Origin of the sequence: Streptomyces sp. CHD11, from assembly GCF_018638295.1 — a bacterium.
Classification (GTDB): domain Bacteria; phylum Actinomycetota; class Actinomycetes; order Streptomycetales; family Streptomycetaceae; genus Streptomyces.
Window position 1 is genome coordinate 141,268 of the sequence record NZ_JABTTS010000005.1, and the last position, 21,682, is coordinate 162,949.

Sequence of the window (21,682 nt, forward strand, 5' to 3'; positions counted from 1 at the left end):
CGGCCCCGGCAAGCCGCGCCCTTCCGGCCCGACGGTGCGCTGCGTCACTTAGGTAAACCTAATCCGACCTGCGGAAACGATCTCTGGTCGATCAGGCCGGTGCCGCTCCGCGACGGCACCGGAACGCTGCCGGACCGTCCCCGCACCCGCTCCGACCGGCCCTCTCGTCGTCCGCGACCCCCTCACCGGCGCAGCCGCCGAGGGCCGGCCGGCCACGCACCGCCCCCGCGTGGACGCGAGGAGGGGTACCAGCACCCGGCGCCCTGACGCCGCCGGCGCCTCCCTAGAATCGTGTCCCATGCGAAGTGAGCCCGTGGTCCAGGTGCAGGCCCTGGTGAAGCGGTACGGCACGAAGACCGCGGTGAACGGCCTCGACCTGGTGGCCCGGCAGGGCGTGACCGCCGTGCTCGGCCCCAACGGGGCGGGCAAGACGACCACGGTCGAGACCTGCGAGGGGTACCGGCGGCCGGACTCCGGCACCGTGCGCGTCCTGGGCCTCGACCCGGTACGGCAGTCGGCGGAGCTGCGGCCCCGGGTCGGTGTGATGCTGCAGTCCGGCGGCGTCTACTCGGGCGCGCGCGCCGACGAGATGCTCCGGCACGTGGCGAGACTGCACGCCCATCCGCTGGACGTGGACGCGCTGATCGAGCGCCTGGGGCTCGGCTCCTGCGGCCGGACCTCCTACCGGCGGCTCTCCGGCGGCCAGCAGCAGCGGCTCGCGCTGGCGATGGCCGTGGTGGGGCGCCCCGAGCTGGTCTTCCTGGACGAGCCGACCGCCGGCCTCGACCCGCAGGCCCGCCGCGCCACCTGGGACCTGGTCCGGGACCTGCGCGACGACGGCGTCTCCGTCATCCTCACCACCCACTACATGGACGAGGCCGAGCAGCTCGCCGGCGACGTGGCGATCATCGACGCCGGCCGGGTCATCGCCCAGGGCTCCCCGGAGGAGCTGTGCCGGGGCGGCGCCGAGAACACGCTCCGCTTCTCCGGCCGGCCGGGCCTGGACGTGGTCTCGCTGCTGAAGGCGCTGCCCGACGGCTCCACGGCCGCCGAGGTGACCGCGGGCTCGTACCGGGTCACCGGTGAGGTCGACCCGCAGCTGCTCGCCACGGTGACCTCGTGGTGCGCGCAGCACGGGGTGATGCCGGACCGGATCTCGGTGGAACGGCACACCCTGGAAGACGCCTTCCTGGAACTGACGGGCAAGGAGCTGCGCTCATGATGCGGGCCCGGACACGAACCGGCCGGGGGTCCGGGCATCACGCCGCGGGACGACCCGGTCCCGAGACGACCGGCAAGGAGTTGCGCGCGTGACCGCTACCGGTACCTACTCACCGAAGCCGGGCGCGGCACCCCTGGCCCGCATGATCGCCGCCCAGGCGGTGCTCGAGACCAAGATGCTGCTGCGCAACGGCGAGCAGCTGCTGCTGACGGTGATCATCCCCACGCTGCTGCTGGTGCTCTTCGGCACCGTCGACGTGGTGGACCTCGGCGAGGGCGAGGCGGTGGACTTCCTCGCCCCCGGCATCCTCGCCCTCGCGGTGATGTCGACGGCGTTCACCGGACAGGCCATCGCGACCGGCTTCGAGCGGCGGTACGGCGTGCTGAAGCGGCTGGCCTCCTCTCCGCTGCCGCGTTGGGGGCTGATGACCGCGAAGACGCTGTCCGTCCTGGTCACCGAGGTGCTCCAGGTGCTGCTGGTGACGGTCGTGGCCCTCGCGCTCGGCTGGTCCCCGCACGGTGATCCGCTGTCCGTGTTCCTGCTGCTGCTCCTGGGCACGGCCGCCTTCTCGGGGCTCGGTCTGCTGATGGCGGGCACGCTCAGGGCCGAGGCGACGCTGGCCGCCGCCAATCTGGTCTTCCTGCTGCTGCTCGTCGGCGGCGGGGTGGTCGTACCGCTGGACAGGTTCCCGGACGCGGCCCAGGACGTGCTCGGCCTGCTGCCCATCTCGGCCCTCTCGGAAGGGCTGCGGGACGTGCTCCAGCACGGGGCCGGGATGCCGTGGGGCAGCCTCGGGATCCTCGCCCTCTGGGCGGTCGCCGGGCTCGCGGCGGCCGGGAGGTACTTCCGGTGGGAGTAGCCGGGACGCCCGGGACGGACCCTCGTGAAAGCGTGCACAAGCGGCGCCCTACGATGGGCGGGTGCCGAACGTGACCCGCGCCGACGCCCAGGCGGCCCTGCGCAATCCCCTCGCCTTCATCGCCGCACGCTGGACCCCGGACCCCCGGACCGTCCGCCGGGCGGCCCTCTCCGCTCTCGCCATGGCGGTGCTCATCGTGGTCACCGGCGGTGCCGTCCGGCTCACCGGGTCCGGCCTGGGATGCCCGACCTGGCCCAAGTGCACCGACGACTCGCTCGTCAACACCTCGGAGATGGGCCTGCACGGCGTCATCGAGTTCGGCAACCGCCTGCTGACGTACGTACTGTGTGCCGCCGTCGGCTGGGCGATCGTCGCCGCGCGCTCCCAGAAGCCGTTCCGGCGCGGCCTGACCCGGCTGGGCTGGGCGCAGTTCTGGATCGTCATGGGCAACGCGGTCCTCGGCGGCATCGTGGTCCTGGTCGGCCTGAACCCGTACACGGTCGCGGCCCACTTCCTGCTCTCCTCGGCGCTGATCGCGGTCGCCGCGGTGATGTGGCAGCGCGTCCGCGAGGGCGACGGGGAACCCCGTCCGCTGGTCGGCCCGGCCGTGCGGCAGCTGGTGTGGTTCCTGGTGGCCGCCACCGTGCTGCTGATCGCCGTCGGCACGGTGGTCACCGGCGCGGGTCCGCACGCGGGTGACTCCAGCGAGGTCGAGCGGATACCGCTGGACTGGGAGACGGTCAGCAAGCTGCACGCCGTACTGGCGTGGATCGTGGTGACGCTGACGTTCGCGCTGTGGTTCGTCCTGAAGGCGGTCGACGCCCCCAGGGCTCCGCTGGCCCGCACCCGCGAACTGTTCCTGATCCTGCTCGCCCAGGGCGCCATCGGCTACGTCCAGTACTTCACCGACCTCCCCGAGGTCCTGGTCGGCCTGCACATGTTCGGCTCGTGCGTGATGTGGATCTGGGTGGTGCGGGTCCTGCTGTCGCTGCGCGAGCGCCCGGAGGCCACGACCCCGGACGCCCTCGTGCCACCCGCTCAGGAGCCGGCCACCAGCGCGTCGATCGCCGGCCCGAGGTAGGCCCGGGTCAGGCGGGCCCGGCGCCGTACCCGGTCCCCGGCCGGCGGCGCGGTGTCGTCGTAGCGCCGCCTTCTGATGTCGTCGACGACCTCGCCGGGCGCACCGGGGCCGGGCAGCACGTCCAGCGCCTCCCGCTCGGAGATCAGGCGGCCCTCACGCAGCGTGACGGTGGCACGGGCGAAGGTCGGCAGGCCCAGGTCGACCCACACGTCCTGCGTCCAGTGGGCGGTCCGGTCCACCTCCCGCCGCCAGAAGTCACGCTGGTCGCGCACCACGAACGCGGCGAGTTCACCGTCCGGCACCGGCGGCAGTACGTCCGCGGGCGGCACCCCGCGCAGGACGCGGCCGAAGGCGTGCAGTTCGGTCCGGGTGACGGGAGTGACGGGGCGCTTGAACAGCTGCGCGTGCGCCCAGGTGGGATGGCGCCGCCCGGCGCCCGCCGCGGTGTCCGGGGTGAGGTAGGTGCAGTGGAGCCGGTCGGCGAGCGGCTCGGCCCGTAGCCGGGCGTGCAGCAGCGCGATCCGCCACACCGTCCGCGGGCCGACCGGATGGTCCGGGACCGCGATCAGGTCCAGGTCGCTGCGGCCCTCCACATAGTCGCCCCCGGCCGGCGAGCCGTGCGCCCATACGGCGACGGGGCCGAGCGGCGCCAGGCCGTCGAGGAAGCGGGCGAGCAGGGCGTCGGTCGGCATCGGCCCCGTCTTCACCGCTCACTCCAGCCCGTACACCCCGCTCACCCCAGCCCGTACACCCTGCCCGCGTTTCCCGAAGCGATCATGCGGGCCACCCGCCGGGCGTCGTCCGGCGACCACGCGCCCTCGGCCACCCAGGTGCCGAGCACCCGGCCGAGTGCCTCACGGAACAGGTGCGCGCCGACCACGTGCAGCTCGGGCAGACCGCGGGCGCCGGTGGAGAAGAGGATCTTGCCGAAGGGGGCGAGCTCCAGGATCTCCGCGAGGACGGTCGCCGCGCGGGCGCCGGTGCGGACCAGCGCGGCCCCGCAGTCCGCGTGGACGTGCGGGAAGACACCGGCGAGATGGGCGGCGTGGCGGTGGTACGGGTAGCCGTGCAGCAGCACGAGGTCGGTGCCGAGGCCCGCGGTGGCCCGGACGAAGTCGGTGAGCAGGACCGGGTCGGTGCGGTCGACGCGGGCGCCCGGCGCGCCGAGCCCGGCGTGGAGCTGGAGGGGCCGGCCCGAGGCCACGGCGACCCACAGCAGATGCCGCAGCAGCACCGGGTCGCTCAGCCGGCCCCCTGGCCTGCGCCCGGCCAGCCAGCGCCCCGCCGCGCCGCGCACCTCCCCCGGCCCGGGCGGGTCGGGGGCGAGCGCCAGACCGTGCCGCAGGCCGGCGACGGAGGTGAAGGCGACCGCGTGCGCGGCGGCCGCGTGCACGGACTCGGCGAGGTTGGCGAGGAAGGACGCGACGGTGCCGGAGGTGTCGGCGACCTGTTCGGCCAGCTGTTCGAGGCGGATGATCTCGTGCGCGTCGGCCTCGCCCGCCCGCCCCAGCTCGGCGGGCCCGGTGAGGTCGCCGGGCAGCCCCGTGTCCACCAGGTAGGCGGTGATCCCGCTGCCCCGCAGCAGCCGCCGCCCGGCCTCCATCACGCCCAGCTCACGGCGCCGGGCGAGATACCGGGCGGGCGGGCAGTGCGGCTCCAGGCCGAGCAGCGGCGGGCACCAGCGCCGTACGGCGAACCCGGTCTGGGTGTCGAAGAGGGTGGTGCCGGGGGCGGGTGGCCCCTCGGTGCGGGCGAGCTGGGCCTCGAAGGTGCCGAGGCCCAGCTCCGTGCGGAGTACGCCGTGGCAGTACTGGTCCACGAGGGACGGCGGGTCGATCATCTCCGGACTCTCCCCGTGTGGACGCTGTCACTGCCTACAGGTCCTAACGGGTGAACCGGTCAGTAGGTGTTGCCCGGAGCGGCTTCAGCCGTTGGAAGGGCCGCCGACCTGGATGCCCGCCATGCGGCTCCACTCGTACGGACCCGTCCTCACCTTCGCCGCGAAGTCGCCGTCGAAGTCCTCGTGGACGGTGATGCCCGCCTTCTCGGCGGACTGCCGCGCGATCTCCGTGGAGGGCGCGACGAGGTCGCCCCACGCGCCGTCCTCGCCCACCAGGACGATCCGGGCGCCGCGCTGTCCGAGGTACTGGATCTTCCCCTCGGCGCCGCCGTGCGCCCCGGCGAAGCCGCCGATCTGCTGGGCGAGCCGGGCCGCCTTCTTCCCTGCCTTCGGGTCCACCTGCTGCGTGTCTGCCATGACCAGGATGCTACCGACGGGTAGAGCGGACGGCGACGGGCGGGGTCCGTGGCCTTGGCCACGCACCCCGCCCGAGCGGCGGTCCGGCTGCGGCTACCGCAGGAACGGGTCCACCGCGACGGCCACGAAGAGCAGCGACACATAGGTGATGGACCAGTGGAACAGGCGCATCTCCTTGAGCTTCCCGCCCGTCACCTCGGCCTTCGCGCGGTGGAGCAGCGCGTGGGCCTCCCACAGCCACCAGCCGCCCGCCGCGAGGGCGACGGCCGTGTAGAACCAGCCGGTGTAGCCGAGCGGAGTGAGCAGCAGCGACACCCCGACCATGACCCAGCTGTAGAGCACGATCTGTTTGGCGACGGCCTTGTTCCCGGCGACGACCGGCAGCATCGGCACGCCGACGCGCGCGTAGTCGTCCTTCACCTTCATCGACAGCGGCCAGTAGTGCGGCGGCGTCCAGAAGAAGATGACGAGGAAGAGGATGACCGGGGCCCACGCCATCGAGTCGGTGACGGCGGACCAGCCGATCAGTACCGGCATACAGCCGGCGATGCCGCCCCAGACGATGTTCTGCGACGTACGGCGCTTGAGGATCATCGTGTAGACGACGACGTAGAAGAGGAGCGCGCCGAGGGAGAGCCAGGCCGACAGCCAGTTGACGGTGAGGCCGAAGAGCAGGGTCGACACGACCGCGAGGGCGATACCGAAGGCGAGGCACTCGCGCGGGCCGACCATGCCGGTCACCAGCGGACGCTGCGAGGTGCGGTCCATCAGCGCGTCGATGTCGCGGTCGATGTACATGTTCAGCGCGTTGGCGCCGCCCGCGGACAGGTAGCCGCCGACGCAGGTCAGCAACACCAGCTTCAGGTCGGGCACACCCCGCTGCGCCAGGAACATCACCGGGACCGTGGTGATGAGCAGCAACTCGATGATCCGCGGCTTGGTGAGCGCCACAAAGGCCATCACACGGGCCCCGAACGGCCGGTGGGCAGTGCTCCGACTGGTCCCCAGCACCCCGGCTGGACGGGATTCAACGGCCGTCACGTACACCCCTACAGAGACATCCCAGCAAGCCTCCCCAGGTGAAGCGGGGGTAAGGACTCGCGCGTACCACGCCACTGTAGACGTTGCCCAGACCCGGATATTCGCGGGGGTCGGCCCGTGTTGGAAGGTGCCTTCCCCGGCGGTTCGGACGGGGCCCTCCGAGGTGCGTCCGGGGGCTCGATTGAGCACCCGGATGAGCGGCTCCGTATTCATCTGCCGAACGCGGAAACCCGCACTCGGCAGGCGGATCCGAAAAGGTGCCCGCACTCTGGAATGACCTGGAAAAACGCCTGTCCTACGGGGGTAGGCTCGACCACGCCGGTGGGCAGTCACCGGCATCCGAATCCATGTGGAGAGGAGCCCTGACTCAGGGTGAGCACAAAGCCGACCACCACAGACCTCGAGTGGACCGAGTTGGACCAGCGGGCCGTCGACACCGCCCGCGTCCTGGCCGCCGATGCCGTACAGAAGGTCGGTAACGGCCATCCGGGTACGGCGATGAGCCTGGCACCTGCCGCGTACACCCTCTTCCAGAAGGTGATGCGGCACGACCCGGCGGACGCCGACTGGGTCGGGCGCGACCGTTTCGTGCTGTCCGCCGGGCACTCGTCCCTGACCCTGTACACCCAGCTCTACCTGGCCGGCTTCGGCCTGGAGCTGGACGACCTGAAGGCGTTCCGCACCTGGGGTTCGAAGACCCCGGGCCACCCGGAGTACGGCCACACCACGGGTGTGGAGACCACGACCGGCCCGCTGGGCCAGGGTGTCGCGAACGCGGTGGGCATGGCGATGGCCGCCCGCTACGAGCGCGGCCTGTTCGACCCGGAGGCCGCCGAGGGCGAGTCCCCGTTCGACCACTTCGTGTACTGCATCGCCGGTGACGGCTGCCTCCAGGAGGGCATCTCCGCCGAGGCGTCCTCGATGGCCGGGCACCAGAAGCTGGGCAACCTGGTCCTGCTGTGGGACGACAACCACATCTCGATCGAGGGCGACACCGAGACGGCCGTCTCCGAGGACACCGTCAAGCGGTACGAGGCGTACGGCTGGCACGTGCAGCGGGTCGCCCCGAAGCCGGACGGCGACCTGGACCCGCACGCGCTCCACGACGCGATCGAGGAGGCGAAGAAGGTCACGGACCGCCCGTCCTTCATCGCCATGCGCTCGATCATCGCCTGGCCCGCCCCGAACGCGCAGAACACCGAGGCCGCGCACGGCTCGGCGCTGGGCGACGACGAGGTCGCGGCCACCAAGCGGGTACTGGGCTTCGACCCCGAGCAGTCGTTCGAGGTGACCGACGAGGTCATCGGCCACACCCGCAAGGCGCTGGAGCGGGGCGAGGCGGCCCGCGCGGTGTGGGAGAAGTCCTACCAGCAGTGGCGGGACAACAACCCGGAGCGTGCCGCCGAGTACGACCGGATCGCCGCGGGCGACCTGCCGGCGGGCTGGCAGGAGTCCATCCCGGTGTTCGAGCCGGGCAAGGGCGTCGCCACCCGTGCCGCGTCCGGCAAGGTGCTCCAGGCGCTCGGCGCGGTGGTCCCGGAGCTGTGGGGCGGCTCGGCCGACCTGGCGGGCTCCAACAACACCACGATCGACAAGACGTCGTCGTTCCTCCCGGCCGGCAACCCGCTGCCCGAGGCGGACCCGTACGGCCGCACGATCCACTTCGGCATCCGTGAGCACGCGATGGCCGCCCAGATGAACGGCATCGCGCTGCACGGCAACACCCGTATCTACGGCGGCACCTTCCTGGTGTTCTCCGACTACATGCGCAACGCGGTGCGGCTGTCGGCGCTGATGCACCTGCCGGTGACGTACGTGTGGACGCACGACTCCATCGGTCTGGGCGAGGACGGACCGACGCACCAGCCGGTGGAGCACCTGGCGGCGCTGCGTGCCATTCCGGGGCTGAACGTCGTCCGCCCGGCGGACGCCAACGAGACCGCGATCGTCTGGCGGGAGATCCTCACCCGCTGGACGAAGGAGTTCGGCAAGGGCGCCCCGCACGGTCTGGCGCTGACCCGTCAGGGCGTGCCGACGTACGAGCCGAACGAGGACGCGGCGCGCGGCGGCTACGTGCTGTTCGAGGCCGAGGGCGGTGAGCCCGAGGTCATCCTGATCGCGACCGGCTCCGAGGTCCACGTGGCCGTCGGGGCACGCGAGCGGCTGCAGGCCGACGGTGTGCCCACGCGCGTGGTGTCGATGCCGTCCGTGGAGTGGTTCGAGGAGCAGGACCAGGGGTACCGGGACAGCGTCCTGCCGCCCTCCGTGAGGGCGCGGGTGGCTGTCGAGGCGGGGATCGGCCTCACCTGGCACAGGTTCGTCGGGGACACCGGCCGGATCGTGTCCCTGGAGCACTTCGGTGCCTCCGCCGACGGCAAGGTGCTGTTCGAGGAGTTCGGCTTCACCGCCGAGAACGTGGCCGCCGTCGCGCGGACTGTACTTGATTCAACTACTGGGATTGCCGCAGCCCAGCGCTGACGCCCATATACGACACGTAGGAGATGGAATTTCCATGACAGACGCATTGAAGCGCCTTTCCGACGAGGGCGTCGCGATCTGGCTGGACGACCTGTCGCGCAAGCGCATCACGTCCGGCAATCTCGCCGAGCTGATGGACCAGCAGCACGTCGTGGGCGTCACCACCAACCCGACGATCTTCCAGAAGGCGATCTCCGAGGGCGACGGCTACGACACGCAGCTGACCGACCTCGCCGCCCGCAAGGTCACCGTCGAAGAGGCCGTCCGCATGATCACCACGGCGGACGTCCGCGACGCCGCCGACATCCTGCGCCCGGTCTTCGACGCCACCGGTGGCCAGGACGGCCGGGTCTCGATCGAGGTCGACCCGCGGCTGGCGCACAACACCCGTTCGACGGTGGCCGAGGCCAAGCAGCTTGCCTGGCTGGTGGACCGGCCCAACACGCTGATCAAGATCCCGGCGACCGAGGCCGGTATCCCGGCCATCGCCGAGACCATCGGCCTGGGTATCAGCGTCAACGTCACGCTGATCTTCTCCCTGGAGCGCTACCGCAAGGTCATGGACGCGTTCCTGACCGGTCTGGAGAAGGCGAAGGAGCGCGGTCTGGACCTGTCGAAGATCCACTCCGTGGCGTCCTTCTTCGTGTCCCGCGTGGACACCGAGATCGACAAGCGCATCGACGCGCTGGGCACCGACGAGGCCGAGGCGCTGCGCGGCAAGGCCGCGATCGCCAACGCGCGTCTGGCCTACCAGGCGTACGAGGAGGTCTTCTCCTCGGACCGCTGGAGCGCGCTGGAGCGCGCCGGCGCCAACAAGCAGCGTCCGCTGTGGGCGTCGACCGGTGTGAAGGACAAGGCCTACAAGGCCACCATGTACGTCGACGAGCTGGTGGCGCCGAACACGGTGAACACCATGCCCGAGGCGACGCTGTACGCCACCGAGGAGCAGGGCGAGATCCGGGGCGACGCCGTCCGCGGCACCTACGAGCAGGCGCGCGCCGACCTCGACGCGGTCGAGGCGCTCGGCATCGCGTACGACGACGTGGTGCAGCTGCTCGAGGACGAGGGCGTCGACAAGTTCGAGGCCTCCTGGAACGACCTGCTGAAGTCGACCGAGGCCGAGCTGCAGCGCCTCGCCCCCTCGGAGGGCTGAAACCTTGTCGAGCAGCAATCCGCTGCGTGACCCGGCGGACCGACGGCTCCCGCGTATCGCGGGGCCGTCGGGCCTGGTCATCTTCGGCGTCACGGGTGACCTGTCGCGGAAGAAGCTCATGCCGGCCGTGTACGACCTCGCCAACCGGGGGCTGCTGCCGCCGGGCTTCTCGCTGGTGGGCTTCGCCCGCCGGGAGTGGGCGAACGAGGACTTCGCGCAGGAGGTCCACGACGCGGTCAAGGAGCATGCCAGAACCCCCTTCCGCGAGGAGGTCTGGCAGCAGCTCATCCAGGGCATGCGCTTCGTGCAGGGCACCTTCGACGACGACGAGTCCTTCGAGCGGCTGCGCGGCACGATCGAGGAACTGGACAAGGCCCAGGGCACGGGCGGCAACTTCGCCTTCTACCTGTCGGTGCCGCCGCGTTCGTTCCCGGTGGTCATCCAGCAGCTGAAGAAGCACGGGCTGGCCGACCAGACGGGCGGTTCCTGGCGGCGCGCGGTCATCGAGAAGCCGTTCGGCCACGACCTGAAGTCGGCCGAGGAACTGAACCGCATCGTGCACGAGGTGTTCGCCCCGGACCAGGTGTTCCGGATCGACCACTACCTGGGCAAGGAGACCGTCCAGAACATCCTGGCGCTGCGCTTCGCCAACACCATGTTCGAGCCGATCTGGAACCGGTCCTTCGTCGACCACGTGCAGATCACCATGGCCGAGGACATCGGCATCGGCGGGCGGGCCGGCTACTACGACGGCATCGGCGCGGCCCGTGACGTCATCCAGAACCACCTCCTGCAGCTTCTCGCGCTGACCGCCATGGAGGAGCCCGCCTCCTTCGACGCGGACTCGCTGGCGGCCGAGAAGACCAAGGTGCTCGGTGCCGTCCGGCTGCCGAAGGACCTGGGCCGGGACACCGTGCGCGGGCAGTACGCGGCCGGCTGGCAGGGCGGCGCCAAGGCGGTCGGGTATCTGGAGGAGGAGGGCATCGATGCCTCCTCGAAGACCGACACCTACGCGGCGATCCGCGTCGGCATCGACAACCGCCGCTGGGCGGGTGTCCCCTTCTACCTGCGCACCGGCAAGCGGCTGGGCCGCCGGGTCACCGAGATCGCGGTGGTCTTCCAGCGGGCGCCGCACTCCCCCTTCGACTCCACCGCCACCGAGGAACTGGGCTCGAACGCGATCGTCATCCGCGTCCAGCCCGACGAGGGCGTCACCGTACGCTTCGGCTCCAAGGTGCCGGGCACGTCGATGGAGATCCGGGACGTGTCGATGGACTTCGCCTACGGCGAGTCCTTCACCGAGTCCAGCCCCGAGGCGTACGAGCGCCTCATCCTCGATGTCCTGCTCGGCGACTCCAACCTCTTCCCGCGCACGGAGGAGGTCGAACTGTCCTGGAAGATCCTCGACCCGATCGAGGAGTACTGGGACGCCAACGGCAGGCCGGCCCAGTACCCGGCCGGCACCTGGGGACCCGTCGAGGCGGACGACATGCTCGAGCGAGACGGACGGAGCTGGCGCCGGCCATGAAAACAGACCTCACGGACACCACGGCCAGCAAGATCAACAAGGCGTTGGTGAAGGGCCGCCGCGCCATCGGCACACCTGCCGTCGGCATGGTGCTGACGCTGGTCATCGTCACGGACGAGGAGAACGCCTACGACGCGCTGAGGGCGGCGAGCGACGCCTCGCACGAGCACCCTTCGCGCACCCTCGTCGTCATCAAGCGCGTCTCCCGCTCGCTCCGCGACCGCACCCGGTCCCGGCTGGACGCCGAGGTGCGGGTCGGCGCGGACGCCGGTACCGGCGAGACCGTCATCCTGCGTCTCTACGGCGACGTCGTCGACCACGCCCAGTCGGTGGTACTTCCGCTGCTGCTCCCCGACGCCCCGGTCGTGGTGTGGTGGCCGGTCAACGCCCCGCTGGACCCGGCGCAGGACCCGCTGGGCGCGCTGGCCCAGCGCAGGGTGACCGACACCTACGCCTGCGAGAAGCCGGTGGAGGAGCTCGCCGCCCGCGCCGCCGCCTACACCCCCGGCGACACGGACCTGTCGTGGACACGCATCACGCCCTGGCGCTCGATGCTGGCCGCGGCGCTGGACCAGGTCGCGTGCGAGGTACAGAGCGTGGAGGTGGAGGGCGAGGAGTTCAACCCGAGCTGTGAGCTGCTGGCGATGTGGCTCGCGGACCGGCTGGACGTACCCGTCAGGCGTTCGCGCTCCCACGGCCCCGGGCTCACCGCGGTGCGCATGGACACCGACTGCGGCCCGATCTCGCTGGACCGCGCCGACGGATCGCTGGCGACCCTCTCCATACAGGGCCAGCCCCAGCGCGGGGTGGCGCTCAAGCGCCGGGAGACGGCCGAGCTGATCGCGGAGGAACTGCGCCGCCTCGACCCGGACGACACCTACGCCTCCGCCCTGCGCTACGGCGTGGAGCGCCTGAAGTCACCGGGTGGGGACGGAGCACCGGCCAAAGGAGAACGGGAAGGGATCCCCGCCCCCGTCGAGTCGGCTGCGAAAGCTCCCGCGGCCCAGGCGACGGCGCAGGCACCGGTGAAGAGGGCGGCGGCGAAGTGAGTACGACACCACAGCTGGTCGTGCACCGGGACAAGGACCTGATGGCGCGGGCGGCCGCGGCCCGCCTGATCACCCGGATCGTGGACGCGCAGACCGCTCGGGGCTCGGCGTCCGTGGTCCTGACCGGTGGCCGCAACGGCAACGGTCTGCTGGCCGCGCTGGCCGGGGCCCCGGCCCGGGACGCGGTCGACTGGTCCCGGCTGGACCTGTGGTGGGGCGATGAACGCTTCCTCCCGGAGGGCGACCCGGACCGCAATGTCACCCAGGCCCGCGAGGCACTGCTCGACGCGGTGCCGCTGGACCCGAAGCGGGTGCACGCCATGCCCGCGTCGGACGGGCCGCACGGCTCGGACGTGGACGCGGCGGCGGCCGCCTACGCGGAGGAACTGGCCGCCGCGGGTGACCCGGTGCCCGACTTCGACGTCCTGATGCTGGGCGTGGGCCCGGACACGCACGTGGCCTCCCTCTTCCCGGAACACCCCGCGGTCCGTGAGTCGCAGCGCACGGTGGTGGGCGTCCACGGCGCCCCCAAACCCCCGCCGACCAGGGTGACGCTGACCCTTCCGGCGATCCGGGCGGCCAGGGAGGTCTGGCTGCTGGCCGCGGGCGAGGACAAGGCGGAGGCAGCGGCGATCGCCCTCTCGGGCGCCGGCGAGATCCAGGCCCCGGCAGCGGGCGCCCAGGGCCGGTCCCGCACTCTCTGGCTCCTGGACGCGGCAGCGGCCTCCCAGCTGCCCCGCGCCCTCTACCCACCGGCGTCGGCGTAGACGGCCCGTCTGGAGGCACCCCCTCCGGAGGAGTCCGAGGACACGGCAGCCCGTCCAGGGCCGATGGCGGTCCGGGGCGCGGCCCCGGAGACCGGAAGGGAAGGGGCGGCGGCGGGGGCGGGATCCCCCACCGTCCCCGCCGCCGCTCCCCTACTTCACCGACCCCGCCATGACCCCCTGCACGAAGTGCCGCTGGAACGCGAAGAACACGACCACCGGCACGATCAGTGACAGGAACGCCCCCGGCGCGAGCACATCGATGTTGCTGCCGAACTGCCGGATCTGCGACTGCAACTGCACCGTGAGCGGCTGCGAGGAGCTGTCCGCGAAGAGCAGCGCGACCAGCATGTCGTTCCACACCCACAGGAACTGGAAGATCGCGAGGGAGGCGATCGCCGGCCGCCCCACCGGCAGCACCAGCCGGGTGAAGATCCGCCACTCGCTGCCCCCGTCCATCCGCGCCGCCTCCAGCATCTCCTTCGGCATCTCGGCGAAGTAGTTCCGCAGCAGGAACACCGCGAACGGCAGCCCGTACGCCACGTGGAAGAGCACGACGCCGGGGATCGTCCCGAACAGGCCCAGCTGTCCGAAGAGTTTGGCGACCGGCAGCAGCCCGATCTGCACGGGCACGACCAACAGCGCGACGACGGCGAGGAAGACGGCGTCCCGCCCCGGGAAGTCCAGCCAGGCGAAGGCGTATCCGGCGAGCGCCGCCAGCACCACGACCAGTACGGTCGTCGGCACCGAGATCAGCACGGTGTTCCAGAACGCCTGGGTGATGCCCGAGTTCTCCAGCAGCGCCGAGTAGTTCTCGAAGGACAGCTGACCCGGGCCGGTGAAAACGGTCCACCACCCGCCCTTCGCGGTGTCCTCCGCCGACCGCAGCGAGGACAGGAACAGGCCCGCCAGCGGGGTCATCCACACCAGTCCGATGACCACCAGGAACGCCTGCACCACCACGTTGCCCAGCGCACGCCGCACCGCGTTCATCGCTCACTCCTTCGGAACCGGCGGACGTTGAACACCATGGCCGGGATGACCAGGAGCAGCAGCAGGACCCCGAGCGCGCTGCCCAGCCCCTGGTTGTTGCCGCCGCCGAAGGACACCAGCCACATCTGGGTCGCGAGCACGGTCGCGTCCGCCTGCACGGGCCCGGGCGCGATGATGTAGACGAGGTCGAAGACCTTCATCACGTTGATCACCAGGGTCACGAAGACGACGGTGAGGACCGGCCCGAGCAGCGGGACGGTGATCCGGCGGAAGATCTGCCACTCGCCCGCGCCGTCCATACGGGCCGCTTCCAGCGCGTCCCGGGGCAGCGCGGCGAGCCCCGCGCCGATCAGCACCATCGCGAACCCGGTCCAGATCCACAGGTACGCCCCGATGATCGCCGGAGTGACCAGCGCCGGGCCGAGCCAGGAGATGCCGTCGTAGGGCGGGGCGAAGTTCGACGAGGGCAGCTTCAGGGCGTACGCGCCGCCGTCCAGACCGGTGAACCGGAAGGATCCGTCGGCCGCGGTCGTCGTGCGCGCGACCGTGTCACCGTCGCGCACCGCCTCGACGGTGACCCCGGGCAGTCCGCTCTCCTCCTGGTCCACCACGCCCGGCTCCCCTCCTCCGCCGGGCGTGAAGTCGAGGTACACCACACCGCGCACCTCGTCGGCGCCGGCCTTCCCGGCCGCCGCCGCGAGGGCGGGTGCGGCGTCCCCGGGCAGGTCCTTGGGGGCGACCCCGACCAGCCCCAGCACGGCCGCCGTCCCGCCGGGCGACACCTGCGCACCGGTGACGTACGAACCGTCCGTCCCCTTGATCAGCCCCTCCCCCTCGCGTGCGCGGGCGGCCGGATACGAGGAGCTGCCCTCGAAGGCATCGTGGACGGAGACGACGGCGGCGTTGAGGACACCCTTGTCCGGGTCCTCGTCGTAGGCGAGCCGGAAGATGATGCCGGCCGCCAGGAAGGACACCGCCATCGGCATGAACAGCAGCAGCTTGAAGGCGGTGGCCCAGCGGACCTTCTCCACCAGGACGGCCAGGATCAGCCCCAGCCCGGTCAGCAGGGTCGGCGCGACCACCACCCAGATGGCGGTGTTGCGGACGGCCTTGAGTGTGGTCGGGTCCCGGAACATCTCGGTGTAGTTCCCGCCGCCCACGAACTCGTTGCCGGAGGCGTCGAAGAAGCTGCGGCCGATGGAGAACAGCACCGGGTAGACCACCAGCGCGCCCAGCAGGAGCAGCGCGGGGAACGCGAACAGCAGGGCGATGACCCGCCCCCGACGGCGCTGGCGCCGGGCGCGCGCGCTGTCGGGGTGCACAGGTGCCGGAGGGCTCGCCTCTTTCACCAGGGTGGCGGTCATGGCCGTCAGTTCCCGTAGGCCTTGGCGGCGGCCTTCTCGAGCTCGGCCGCGGTCTTCGCCGGGTCGGACGGGTCGCGCAGGAAGTCCTGGAGGATCTTCCACTCGCCGGCGCCCTTGGTGCCGCCGAAGGCCGCGGGGGCCTGGTCGGACATGTCGAAGCGGACGGAGTCACCGGCCTCGATCAGGGACTCGGCGGTGGCGCGGGTGACGTCGTCGCCGTAGGAGGCGGGGTCGAGCTTGCTGTTCGGGGACAGGAAGCCGCCCGCCTCGGCCCACACCGCGGCGGCCTCGGGGGTCGCCAGGTACTCCAGGAGCGCCATACCGGCCTTGCCGTTCTTGCCGTCCTTGAGGACGACGGCCGCGTCACCGCCGCTGACCACGGGGGCCCGGCCGTCGCCGACCGGCGGGAAGGGGAAGAAGTTCGCGTCGGTGCCGATGTTCCTGCCGAACTGGTCCTTGGCGACGCCGGCGACGAAGTCGCCCTCGTAGACCATGGCGGCCTCGGCCTCGGGTCCGAAGACCTTCTCCACGGAGCCGGGGAAGTCGGTGTTGAGGGCGCCCTTCTGGCCGCCCTCGATCAGCTGCTTGTCCTTGAACAGCTCGCCGAGGGTGGTGAGCGCCTCGACGACGGTGGGGTCGGTCCACTTGATCTCGTGCGCGGCGAGGGCGTCGTACTTCTCGGGTCCGGCCTGGGAGAGGTAGACGTTCTCGAACCAGTCGGTGAGGGTCCAGCCGTCCTGCCCGGCGACGGAGAAGGCCGCGAGCCCGGAGTCGGAGATGGTCCGTCCGTCCTCGAGCATGGCGTCGTAGGTCTTCGGCGGGGTGACGCCGGCCTGTTCGAGGGCTTCGGCGCTGTACCAGACGGTGGACTTGTGGGCGGCCTTGAAGTAGAGGCCGTACAGCTCGCCGTCGACGGTGCCGTAGTTCTGCCAGACGTCGGCGAAGTTCTCGCCGACGGTTGCCCCGACCTTCTTGTCCAGCGGCTCGAGCCAGCCGTTCTCGGCGAACTGCTTGAGCACACCGACCTGCGGGACCATGACGACGTCGGGGGCGTTGCCGCCCTCGATCTTGCTGCCGACGACGGTGGAGACGTTGTCGCCGGTGGAGACGAACTGGGTCTTGGCGCCGGTCTTCTCGGTGAAGGCGTCCAGCACCTTCTGGAAGTTCTTCTGCTCGCTGCCGGACCAGACACCGGCCACGGTGACGCTCTGGCCGTCGAGCGACTTGTCGCCGCCGCCGGCCGCGACGGGCTCGCCGCCGCCGCAGGCGGTCGCGCCGAGCGCGAGGACGAGGGCGGTGCATCCGGTGAGCAGGGTGGTACGTCGTCGCATCATCATCGATGTCCCTTCGGGGATACGGGAGTTGACCGGACTTGCTTGCTTCGTAAGCACGGCGCCCGCCTCGGGCGCCCCGCTCAGGAGTCGATCCACCAGGCGGCGGTGGAGCCGGGCAGCACTCCGGGCGGGCAGGGCCCGCTGGCGAGCAGCGGGGTGCCGGGGACCGGAGCGGGTACGGGGGCGGCCGTGAAGTTGACGGCGCAGACGAGGTCGTCGCCGCGGGCGAAGGCGAGGACGCCGGGCTGGGTGTCCAGCCAGCTCAGCGTCCCCTCACCCAGCTGGGGCAGGGCTGACCGCAGTTGCAGACCGTCGCGGTACAGATGCCAGGAGGAGCGGGTGTCGGCGAGGGCGCGGTGGGTGGCGTACTCGGCGAAGTACTCCGGCTGCGGCAGCCAGGGTTTGGCACCCTCGGCGCCGGAGGTGAAGCCGAACGGGGAGGCGTGCCCCGACCAGGGCAGCGGCACCCGGCAGCCGTCCCGTATCCGCGCGCGGCTGCCGGTGCGGCGGAAGATCGGGTCGGTGAGCACGTCGTCGGGCAGGTCGATGACCTCGGGCAGGCCCAGTTCCTCACCCTGGTAGATGTACGCGGCTCCGGGAAGCGCCAGCATCAGCAGGGCGGCGGCGCGGGCGCGGGCGGCGCCGAGTCCGCTGCCCTCGGGGGCGGGTTCGCCGTAGCGGGTGACGGTGCGGACCTGGTCGTGGTTGTTGAGGACCCAGGTGACGGTGGAACCGGTGCCGGCGATGTCCTGCATGGCCTCGGCGATGACCTTGCGGAAGGCGTCGGCGTCCCAGGGGGCTCCCAGCAGGTCGAAGAAGAAGGCCTGATGGAGCTCGTCGGCGCGGACGTACCGGGCGTGCTCGCGGGCGGTGGGGACGGAGACCTCGCCGACCAGGAGGCGTTCGCGGCCGTCGCGGGCGGTGTACTCCTCGCACACGGCGCGCCAGTGCCGCCACACGTCGTGCACCTCGGGCTGGTTCCAGGCGAGCGGGTTGACCGAGTCGCGGGTGCGGGCGTCGGCCTCCGGGTCCGGGGAGTCGGGCAGTGCCGGGTGCTTGAACAGGCCGGCGGCGACATCGATGCGGAAGCCGTCGACGCCCCGGTCCAGCCAGAAGCGCAGGGTGCGGTCGAAGTCGGCGGCGACGTCGGGGTCGCGCCAGTTCCAGTCCGGCTGTTCGGGCGTGAACATGTGCAGGTACCACTGGCCGGGGCTGCCGTCGGGCTCGGTGACACGGGTCCAGGCGGGGCCGCCGAACATGGCGTGCCAGTTGTTGGGCGGCTCGGCGCCGTCCGGCCCGCGGCCGTCGGCGAAGTGGAACCGGGCGCGTTCCGGGCCGCCGGGGGCAGCGGCGAGTGCCTCGCGGAACCAGAGGTGCTCGCTGGAGCAGTGGTTGGGGACGATGTCCAGCAGGACCTTGACGCCGAGGCGGCGGGCGGCGGCCGTCAGCCGGTCGAATTCGGCGAGGTCGCCGAAGACGGGGTCGACGTCGCGGTAGTCGGCCACGTCGTAGCCGTGGTCGTGCTGCGGCGAGGGGTAGAAGGGGCTCAGCCAGATCCCGTCCACGCCGAGCTTCTTCAGGTACGGCAGTCCCGCCCTGACCCCGGCGAGATCGCCGATGCCGTCACCGGTGCTGTCCAGAAAGCTGCGGACGTACACCTGGTAGATCACCGCGTCCCGCCACCAGTGCTGCCTGTTCACCCCAGTGACCTGTCTGTGAGGAGCCTCGTTCGTTATGCATACATGTTAGGTAGACATGTCGAGAGGGTGTCAATGAAGTTGCCCGAGCTACTGGGCGGTTGTGGCGCATGAATCGGTACATACCGAGGCACACCAGGCACCTTTGAGACACCCGCGTTACCTAACAAGTAACTAGAAGAGGGTCGCGATCGCTCTACCGCGCGGAGACGGCGGCGAGTTCGCCCGCCAGCCGGCGCACCGCGGCCTCGGGCGTCTGCCGCCCGGTCATCGCGTCGTGCACCACCGCCTGCACCACCAGGCTCACCTGGTCGTAGTGCGGGCTCTTGGGGCGCGGAGCGGCGGCGAGCACGCTCTCGCGCAGGGTCGGCAGATACGGGAAGCGCCGGATCAGCGCCGGATCCGCGTACACGTCGGCCCGTACCGGCGGCAGCGCGCCCCGGGTGAGCACCTGGCGCTGGACGCGCTCACTGGTGAGGTACGCGATCAGCCGCGCGGCGGAGTCGGGGTGCCGGGCATGGCTGCTGACCGCCAGGTTCGAGCCGCCGAGGACACTGGTGCCCGGGCCGTCCGGGCCCGGCAGCGGTACGGCGCCGACCCGGCCGGCGACCCTGGAACCGGACGCGGAGGCGGCGACGTAGGCATAGGGCCAGTTGCGCAGGAAGAGCAGCCGCCCGTCCTGGAAGGCCTGCTTGGACTCCTCCTCCTTGTACGCCAGCGCCTCCTGCGGGATCCAGCCCTCACTGACCCCGCGGGCGAGGAAGCCGATGCCCTTCCTCGCCGCCCGGGAGTTCACGGTGACCCGCTCGCCCTCGTCGCCGAGGATGGTGCCGCCCGCCGAGTACACGGCCTCGGCCGCGTTCACGGTGAGGCCCTCGTAGGGGAGGAACTGGCCCGCGTAGCCGTCGAGTCCGTACGCGGGGGCGACCGTCTTCGCGGCCCGCTCCAGCTCGGCCCAGGTGCGCGGCGGCGGGACGCCCGCTTCGGCGAGGACGTCCGCGCGGTACAGGAGCAGCCCGGCGTTGGTGACGTACGGGACGGCGTACAGCCGGTCGTCGTAGGTCGCCGTGGCCACGACCGGGGGCAGGAAGGTGTCGAGCGGGAAGCGGTCCCGGGGCAGCGGGCGGATCCAGCCGGCGGCGGCGAACTCCGAGGTCCAGCTGACGTCGATGTTGAGCACGTCGAACCGGCCTCGCTCACCGCCGCGCAGGTCCGTGATCATCTGTGCCCGGGTCTCGTCGGCGGAGTCGGGCAGTTCGACGAGGGTGACCTTCTCGCCGGGATGGGTACGGTTCCAGCCTTCGAGCACCGACCCGAGATACCCGGTGAGATCGCCCGCGGTGGCCAGGGTGAGCGGTCCGCGACCGCTCCCGCCTGCCTGGTCGGTCCGCGCGCCGGAGGCGACGTAACCGGTCAGGACGACGACCAGGACGAGAAGGCCCCTACCCGCGGCATGGATCCACCGCATAGGTTCCTCCCTGTACACCGGCACCCGGGCACCCTTGCCGGGGTCAGTGGCCATGTATACCTGTTAGGTATGGGCGATACTAGGGCCTGCGGCACATTGCCCACAGGACGCGAGGAGGAGAGCACGAGTGCGGCTGCCCCTCCTGGCGCTGCTCGCCCGCGGCCCGGCCCACGGATATGAGCTCAAGCAGGACCTTGAGCAACTGCTGGGCTCCGCGTACCCTCAGCCGAACGTCGGCCAGATCTACGTCACCCTCGGCCGCCTCGAGAAGACCGGACTGATCGAGGGCGAGGCCGTCGAGCAGTCCAGCCGGCCCAACAAGAAGGTCTACCACCTCACCGACGCCGGGCGGGAGGCGCTGCGCGTCTGGTACGAGGAGACGGCGGACGAACCGCGGGTGCGGGACGAGTTCTTCATGAAACTGGCGCTGGCCCCGCAGACCGGTCTCACCGACCGGATCGCCCTGATCAACAGGCAGCGGCGACAGTATCTGAACACCATGCGGCAGCTGTCGAAGCTGGCCGCCGCAGAGGACCGGGACAACCGCATCTCCCAACTGCTGATCGAGGGCGCCATGCTGCATCTGCAGGCCGACCTCGACTGGCTGGAACGGTGCCAGGAAGAGCTGGAGGAGCTTCGGTGAGCGAGAGCGTCGCTGAAGTGCTGCGCGCCGAAGGCCTGGTCAAGACGCACCACGGCGAGGGCGCCCCGGCGCATGCCGTGCGCGGCGTCGACCTCCGGGTGACGCGCGGTGAGTTCGTGGCGATCACCGGTCCGTCCGGTGCGGGCAAGTCGACGCTGCTGCATCTGCTCGGCGGGCTACAGCGGCCGGACGCGGGCAGTCTCTGGCTGGACGGCGAGCGCACCGACGGCTACAGCGAGGCCCGCTGGGCCGTGGAGCGCCGCAGGCGCATCGGGATCGTCTTCCAGTTCTTCAACCTCGTCTCCGATCTGTCGGTCGCCGACAATGTGGAGCTGCCCGCGCTGCTCGCCGGGGTACCGCCGAAGAAGGCCCGCGCCGGGCGGGAGGAGCTCCTCAGCGAACTCGGCCTCGAGGGCAAGGAGCGCAGCATGCCGGGCGAGCTGTCCGGAGGTGAGCAGCAGCGGGTCGCCCTCGCCCGGGCGCTGGTCAACCATCCGCCGCTGCTGCTGGCCGACGAGCCCGCGGGCAGCCTGGACAGCAAGGGCACCCGCGAGGTGATGCGGCTGCTGTCCCGCTTCCACCGGCGTGGGCAGACCATCGCGCTGGTCACCCACGACGCCCGGCTGGCCAGCGCCGCGGACCGGGTGATCAGCTTCTTCGACGGCCGGATCGCCGACGACGCGGAACTCGACGGCGGCACGCCGCCGCGCCGTGCCGGGGCATCGGGTGTGCTGGAGCTCAGGGACTGACA

Annotated in this window: 19 protein-coding genes; 10 read left to right on the forward strand and 9 right to left on the reverse strand. The window is 71.4% G+C overall.

Annotation, left to right across the window (positions count from 1 at the left end; all coding sequences use genetic code 11):
* The first annotated feature begins 298 nt into the window (after positions 1-298).
* From HTV45_RS07300 to HTV45_RS07310, 3 genes are all read left to right on the forward strand, one after another.
* Positions 299-1,222, forward strand: a complete 924-nt coding sequence (locus HTV45_RS07300; protein WP_215204806.1) for an ABC transporter ATP-binding protein — start codon at positions 299-301, stop codon at positions 1,220-1,222.
* 88 nt (positions 1,223-1,310) lie between these two features.
* Positions 1,311-2,081: an ABC transporter permease gene (locus tag HTV45_RS07305; RefSeq protein WP_215204807.1), complete on the forward strand. Its 771-nt coding sequence runs from the start codon at positions 1,311-1,313 to the stop codon at positions 2,079-2,081.
* Between the two features lie 70 nt (positions 2,082-2,151).
* Positions 2,152-3,162 carry a heme A synthase gene (locus HTV45_RS07310; RefSeq protein WP_215204890.1) on the forward strand — a complete coding sequence of 337 codons (1,011 nt, stop codon included), beginning with the start codon at positions 2,152-2,154 and terminating at the stop codon, positions 3,160-3,162.
* Here the strand turns inward: HTV45_RS07310 and HTV45_RS07315 are convergent.
* The 4 genes from HTV45_RS07315 to HTV45_RS07330 all read right to left on the reverse strand — a co-directional run bounded on the left by HTV45_RS07315 (position 3,120) and on the right by HTV45_RS07330 (position 6,466).
* On the reverse strand, positions 3,120-3,854 hold the full coding sequence (locus HTV45_RS07315) for a nucleotidyltransferase (RefSeq protein ID WP_215204891.1): 735 nt from the start codon (positions 3,852-3,854) through the stop codon (positions 3,120-3,122). The genes HTV45_RS07310 and HTV45_RS07315 overlap by 43 nt on opposite strands.
* 41 nt (positions 3,855-3,895) lie before the next feature.
* Positions 3,896-5,002, reverse strand: coding sequence for an amidohydrolase family protein (locus tag HTV45_RS07320; protein ID WP_215204808.1), 1,107 nt, complete (start codon positions 5,000-5,002; stop codon positions 3,896-3,898).
* Between the two features lie 84 nt (positions 5,003-5,086).
* Complete coding sequence (locus HTV45_RS07325; RefSeq protein ID WP_215204809.1) at positions 5,087-5,419, reverse strand: hypothetical protein; 333 nt, start codon at positions 5,417-5,419, stop codon at positions 5,087-5,089.
* A 93-nt stretch (positions 5,420-5,512) separates the two neighbouring features.
* Entirely contained in the window at positions 5,513-6,466 is a 954-nt protein-coding gene (locus HTV45_RS07330) for a heme o synthase (RefSeq protein ID WP_215204810.1), read from the reverse strand.
* Positions 6,467-6,832: 366 nt separating this feature from the next.
* On the opposite strand from HTV45_RS07330, the gene tkt reads away from it, so the two are divergent.
* The 5 genes from tkt to pgl are packed head-to-tail and all read left to right on the forward strand — an operon-like array spanning position 6,833 to position 13,435.
* Complete coding sequence (gene tkt, locus HTV45_RS07335; protein WP_215204811.1) at positions 6,833-8,938, forward strand: transketolase; 2,106 nt, start codon at positions 6,833-6,835, stop codon at positions 8,936-8,938.
* Positions 8,939-8,972: 34 nt separating this feature from the next.
* Positions 8,973-10,091: a transaldolase gene (gene tal / locus HTV45_RS07340; protein ID WP_215204812.1), complete on the forward strand. Its 1,119-nt coding sequence runs from the start codon at positions 8,973-8,975 to the stop codon at positions 10,089-10,091.
* Positions 10,092-10,095: 4 nt separating this feature from the next.
* Positions 10,096-11,619 (forward strand): glucose-6-phosphate dehydrogenase, encoded by a 1,524-nt coding sequence (zwf, locus tag HTV45_RS07345; protein ID WP_215204813.1) that lies wholly within the window; start codon positions 10,096-10,098, stop codon positions 11,617-11,619.
* Positions 11,616-12,668: a glucose-6-phosphate dehydrogenase assembly protein OpcA gene (gene opcA / locus HTV45_RS07350; protein WP_215204814.1), complete on the forward strand. Its 1,053-nt coding sequence runs from the start codon at positions 11,616-11,618 to the stop codon at positions 12,666-12,668. Before zwf ends, opcA begins: the two co-directional genes overlap by 4 nt.
* A complete protein-coding gene (pgl, locus tag HTV45_RS07355; RefSeq protein ID WP_215204815.1) occupies positions 12,665-13,435 on the forward strand; it encodes a 6-phosphogluconolactonase in 771 nt (256 codons plus the stop codon). Before opcA ends, pgl begins: the two co-directional genes overlap by 4 nt.
* 150 nt (positions 13,436-13,585) lie before the next feature.
* Here pgl and HTV45_RS07360 read toward each other — a convergent pair whose 3' ends face one another.
* The 5 genes from HTV45_RS07360 to HTV45_RS07380 form a co-directional block, all read right to left on the reverse strand.
* Positions 13,586-14,425: a carbohydrate ABC transporter permease gene (locus HTV45_RS07360; RefSeq protein WP_215204816.1), complete on the reverse strand. Its 840-nt coding sequence runs from the start codon at positions 14,423-14,425 to the stop codon at positions 13,586-13,588.
* Positions 14,422-15,789 carry an ABC transporter permease subunit gene (locus tag HTV45_RS07365; RefSeq protein ID WP_215204817.1) on the reverse strand — a complete coding sequence of 456 codons (1,368 nt, stop codon included), beginning with the start codon at positions 15,787-15,789 and terminating at the stop codon, positions 14,422-14,424. The genes HTV45_RS07360 and HTV45_RS07365 overlap by 4 nt, the downstream gene beginning before the upstream one ends.
* Before the next feature lie 5 nt (positions 15,790-15,794).
* Positions 15,795-17,123, reverse strand: coding sequence for an ABC transporter substrate-binding protein (locus HTV45_RS07370; RefSeq protein ID WP_215204892.1), 1,329 nt, complete (start codon positions 17,121-17,123; stop codon positions 15,795-15,797).
* An 80-nt stretch (positions 17,124-17,203) separates the two neighbouring features.
* Positions 17,204-18,823, reverse strand: a complete 1,620-nt coding sequence (locus tag HTV45_RS07375) for a glycoside hydrolase family 13 protein (RefSeq protein ID WP_215204818.1) — start codon at positions 18,821-18,823, stop codon at positions 17,204-17,206.
* 193 nt (positions 18,824-19,016) lie between these two features.
* The gene (locus HTV45_RS07380) at positions 19,017-20,288 is read right to left on the reverse strand and encodes an ABC transporter substrate-binding protein (RefSeq protein WP_215204893.1); all 1,272 of its coding nucleotides are present in this window, start codon (positions 20,286-20,288) and stop codon (positions 19,017-19,019) included.
* Positions 20,289-20,415: 127 nt separating this feature from the next.
* On the opposite strand from HTV45_RS07380, the gene HTV45_RS07385 reads away from it, so the two are divergent.
* Both HTV45_RS07385 and HTV45_RS07390 read left to right on the forward strand, forming a co-directional pair.
* Entirely contained in the window at positions 20,416-20,931 is a 516-nt protein-coding gene (locus HTV45_RS07385; protein WP_215204819.1) for a PadR family transcriptional regulator, read from the forward strand.
* Positions 20,928-21,680, forward strand: coding sequence for an ABC transporter ATP-binding protein (locus tag HTV45_RS07390; protein ID WP_215204820.1), 753 nt, complete (start codon positions 20,928-20,930; stop codon positions 21,678-21,680). The genes HTV45_RS07385 and HTV45_RS07390 overlap by 4 nt, the downstream gene beginning before the upstream one ends.
* Positions 21,681-21,682: the final 2 nt, after the last annotated feature.

Excerpts from the sequence above, each read along its gene's own strand:
- tal (WP_215204812.1), top strand. The coding sequence starts at position 8,973 with ATGACAGACGCATTGAAGCGCCTTTCCGACGAGGGCGTCGCGATCTGG.
- HTV45_RS07315 (WP_215204891.1), bottom strand. The coding sequence starts at position 3,854 with ATGCCGACCGACGCCCTGCTCGCCCGCTTCCTCGACGGCCTGGCGCCG.
- HTV45_RS07365 (WP_215204817.1), bottom strand. The coding sequence starts at position 15,789 with ATGACCGCCACCCTGGTGAAAGAGGCGAGCCCTCCGGCACCTGTGCAC.
- HTV45_RS07360 (WP_215204816.1), bottom strand. The coding sequence starts at position 14,425 with ATGAACGCGGTGCGGCGTGCGCTGGGCAACGTGGTGGTGCAGGCGTTC.
- HTV45_RS07370 (WP_215204892.1), bottom strand. The coding sequence starts at position 17,123 with ATGATGCGACGACGTACCACCCTGCTCACCGGATGCACCGCCCTCGTC.
- HTV45_RS07320 (WP_215204808.1), bottom strand. The coding sequence starts at position 5,002 with ATGATCGACCCGCCGTCCCTCGTGGACCAGTACTGCCACGGCGTACTC.
- HTV45_RS07380 (WP_215204893.1), bottom strand. The coding sequence starts at position 20,288 with ATGCGGTGGATCCATGCCGCGGGTAGGGGCCTTCTCGTCCTGGTCGTC.
- opcA (WP_215204814.1), top strand. The coding sequence starts at position 11,616 with ATGAAAACAGACCTCACGGACACCACGGCCAGCAAGATCAACAAGGCG.
- HTV45_RS07325 (WP_215204809.1), bottom strand. The coding sequence starts at position 5,419 with ATGGCAGACACGCAGCAGGTGGACCCGAAGGCAGGGAAGAAGGCGGCC.
- HTV45_RS07300 (WP_215204806.1), top strand. The coding sequence starts at position 299 with ATGCGAAGTGAGCCCGTGGTCCAGGTGCAGGCCCTGGTGAAGCGGTAC.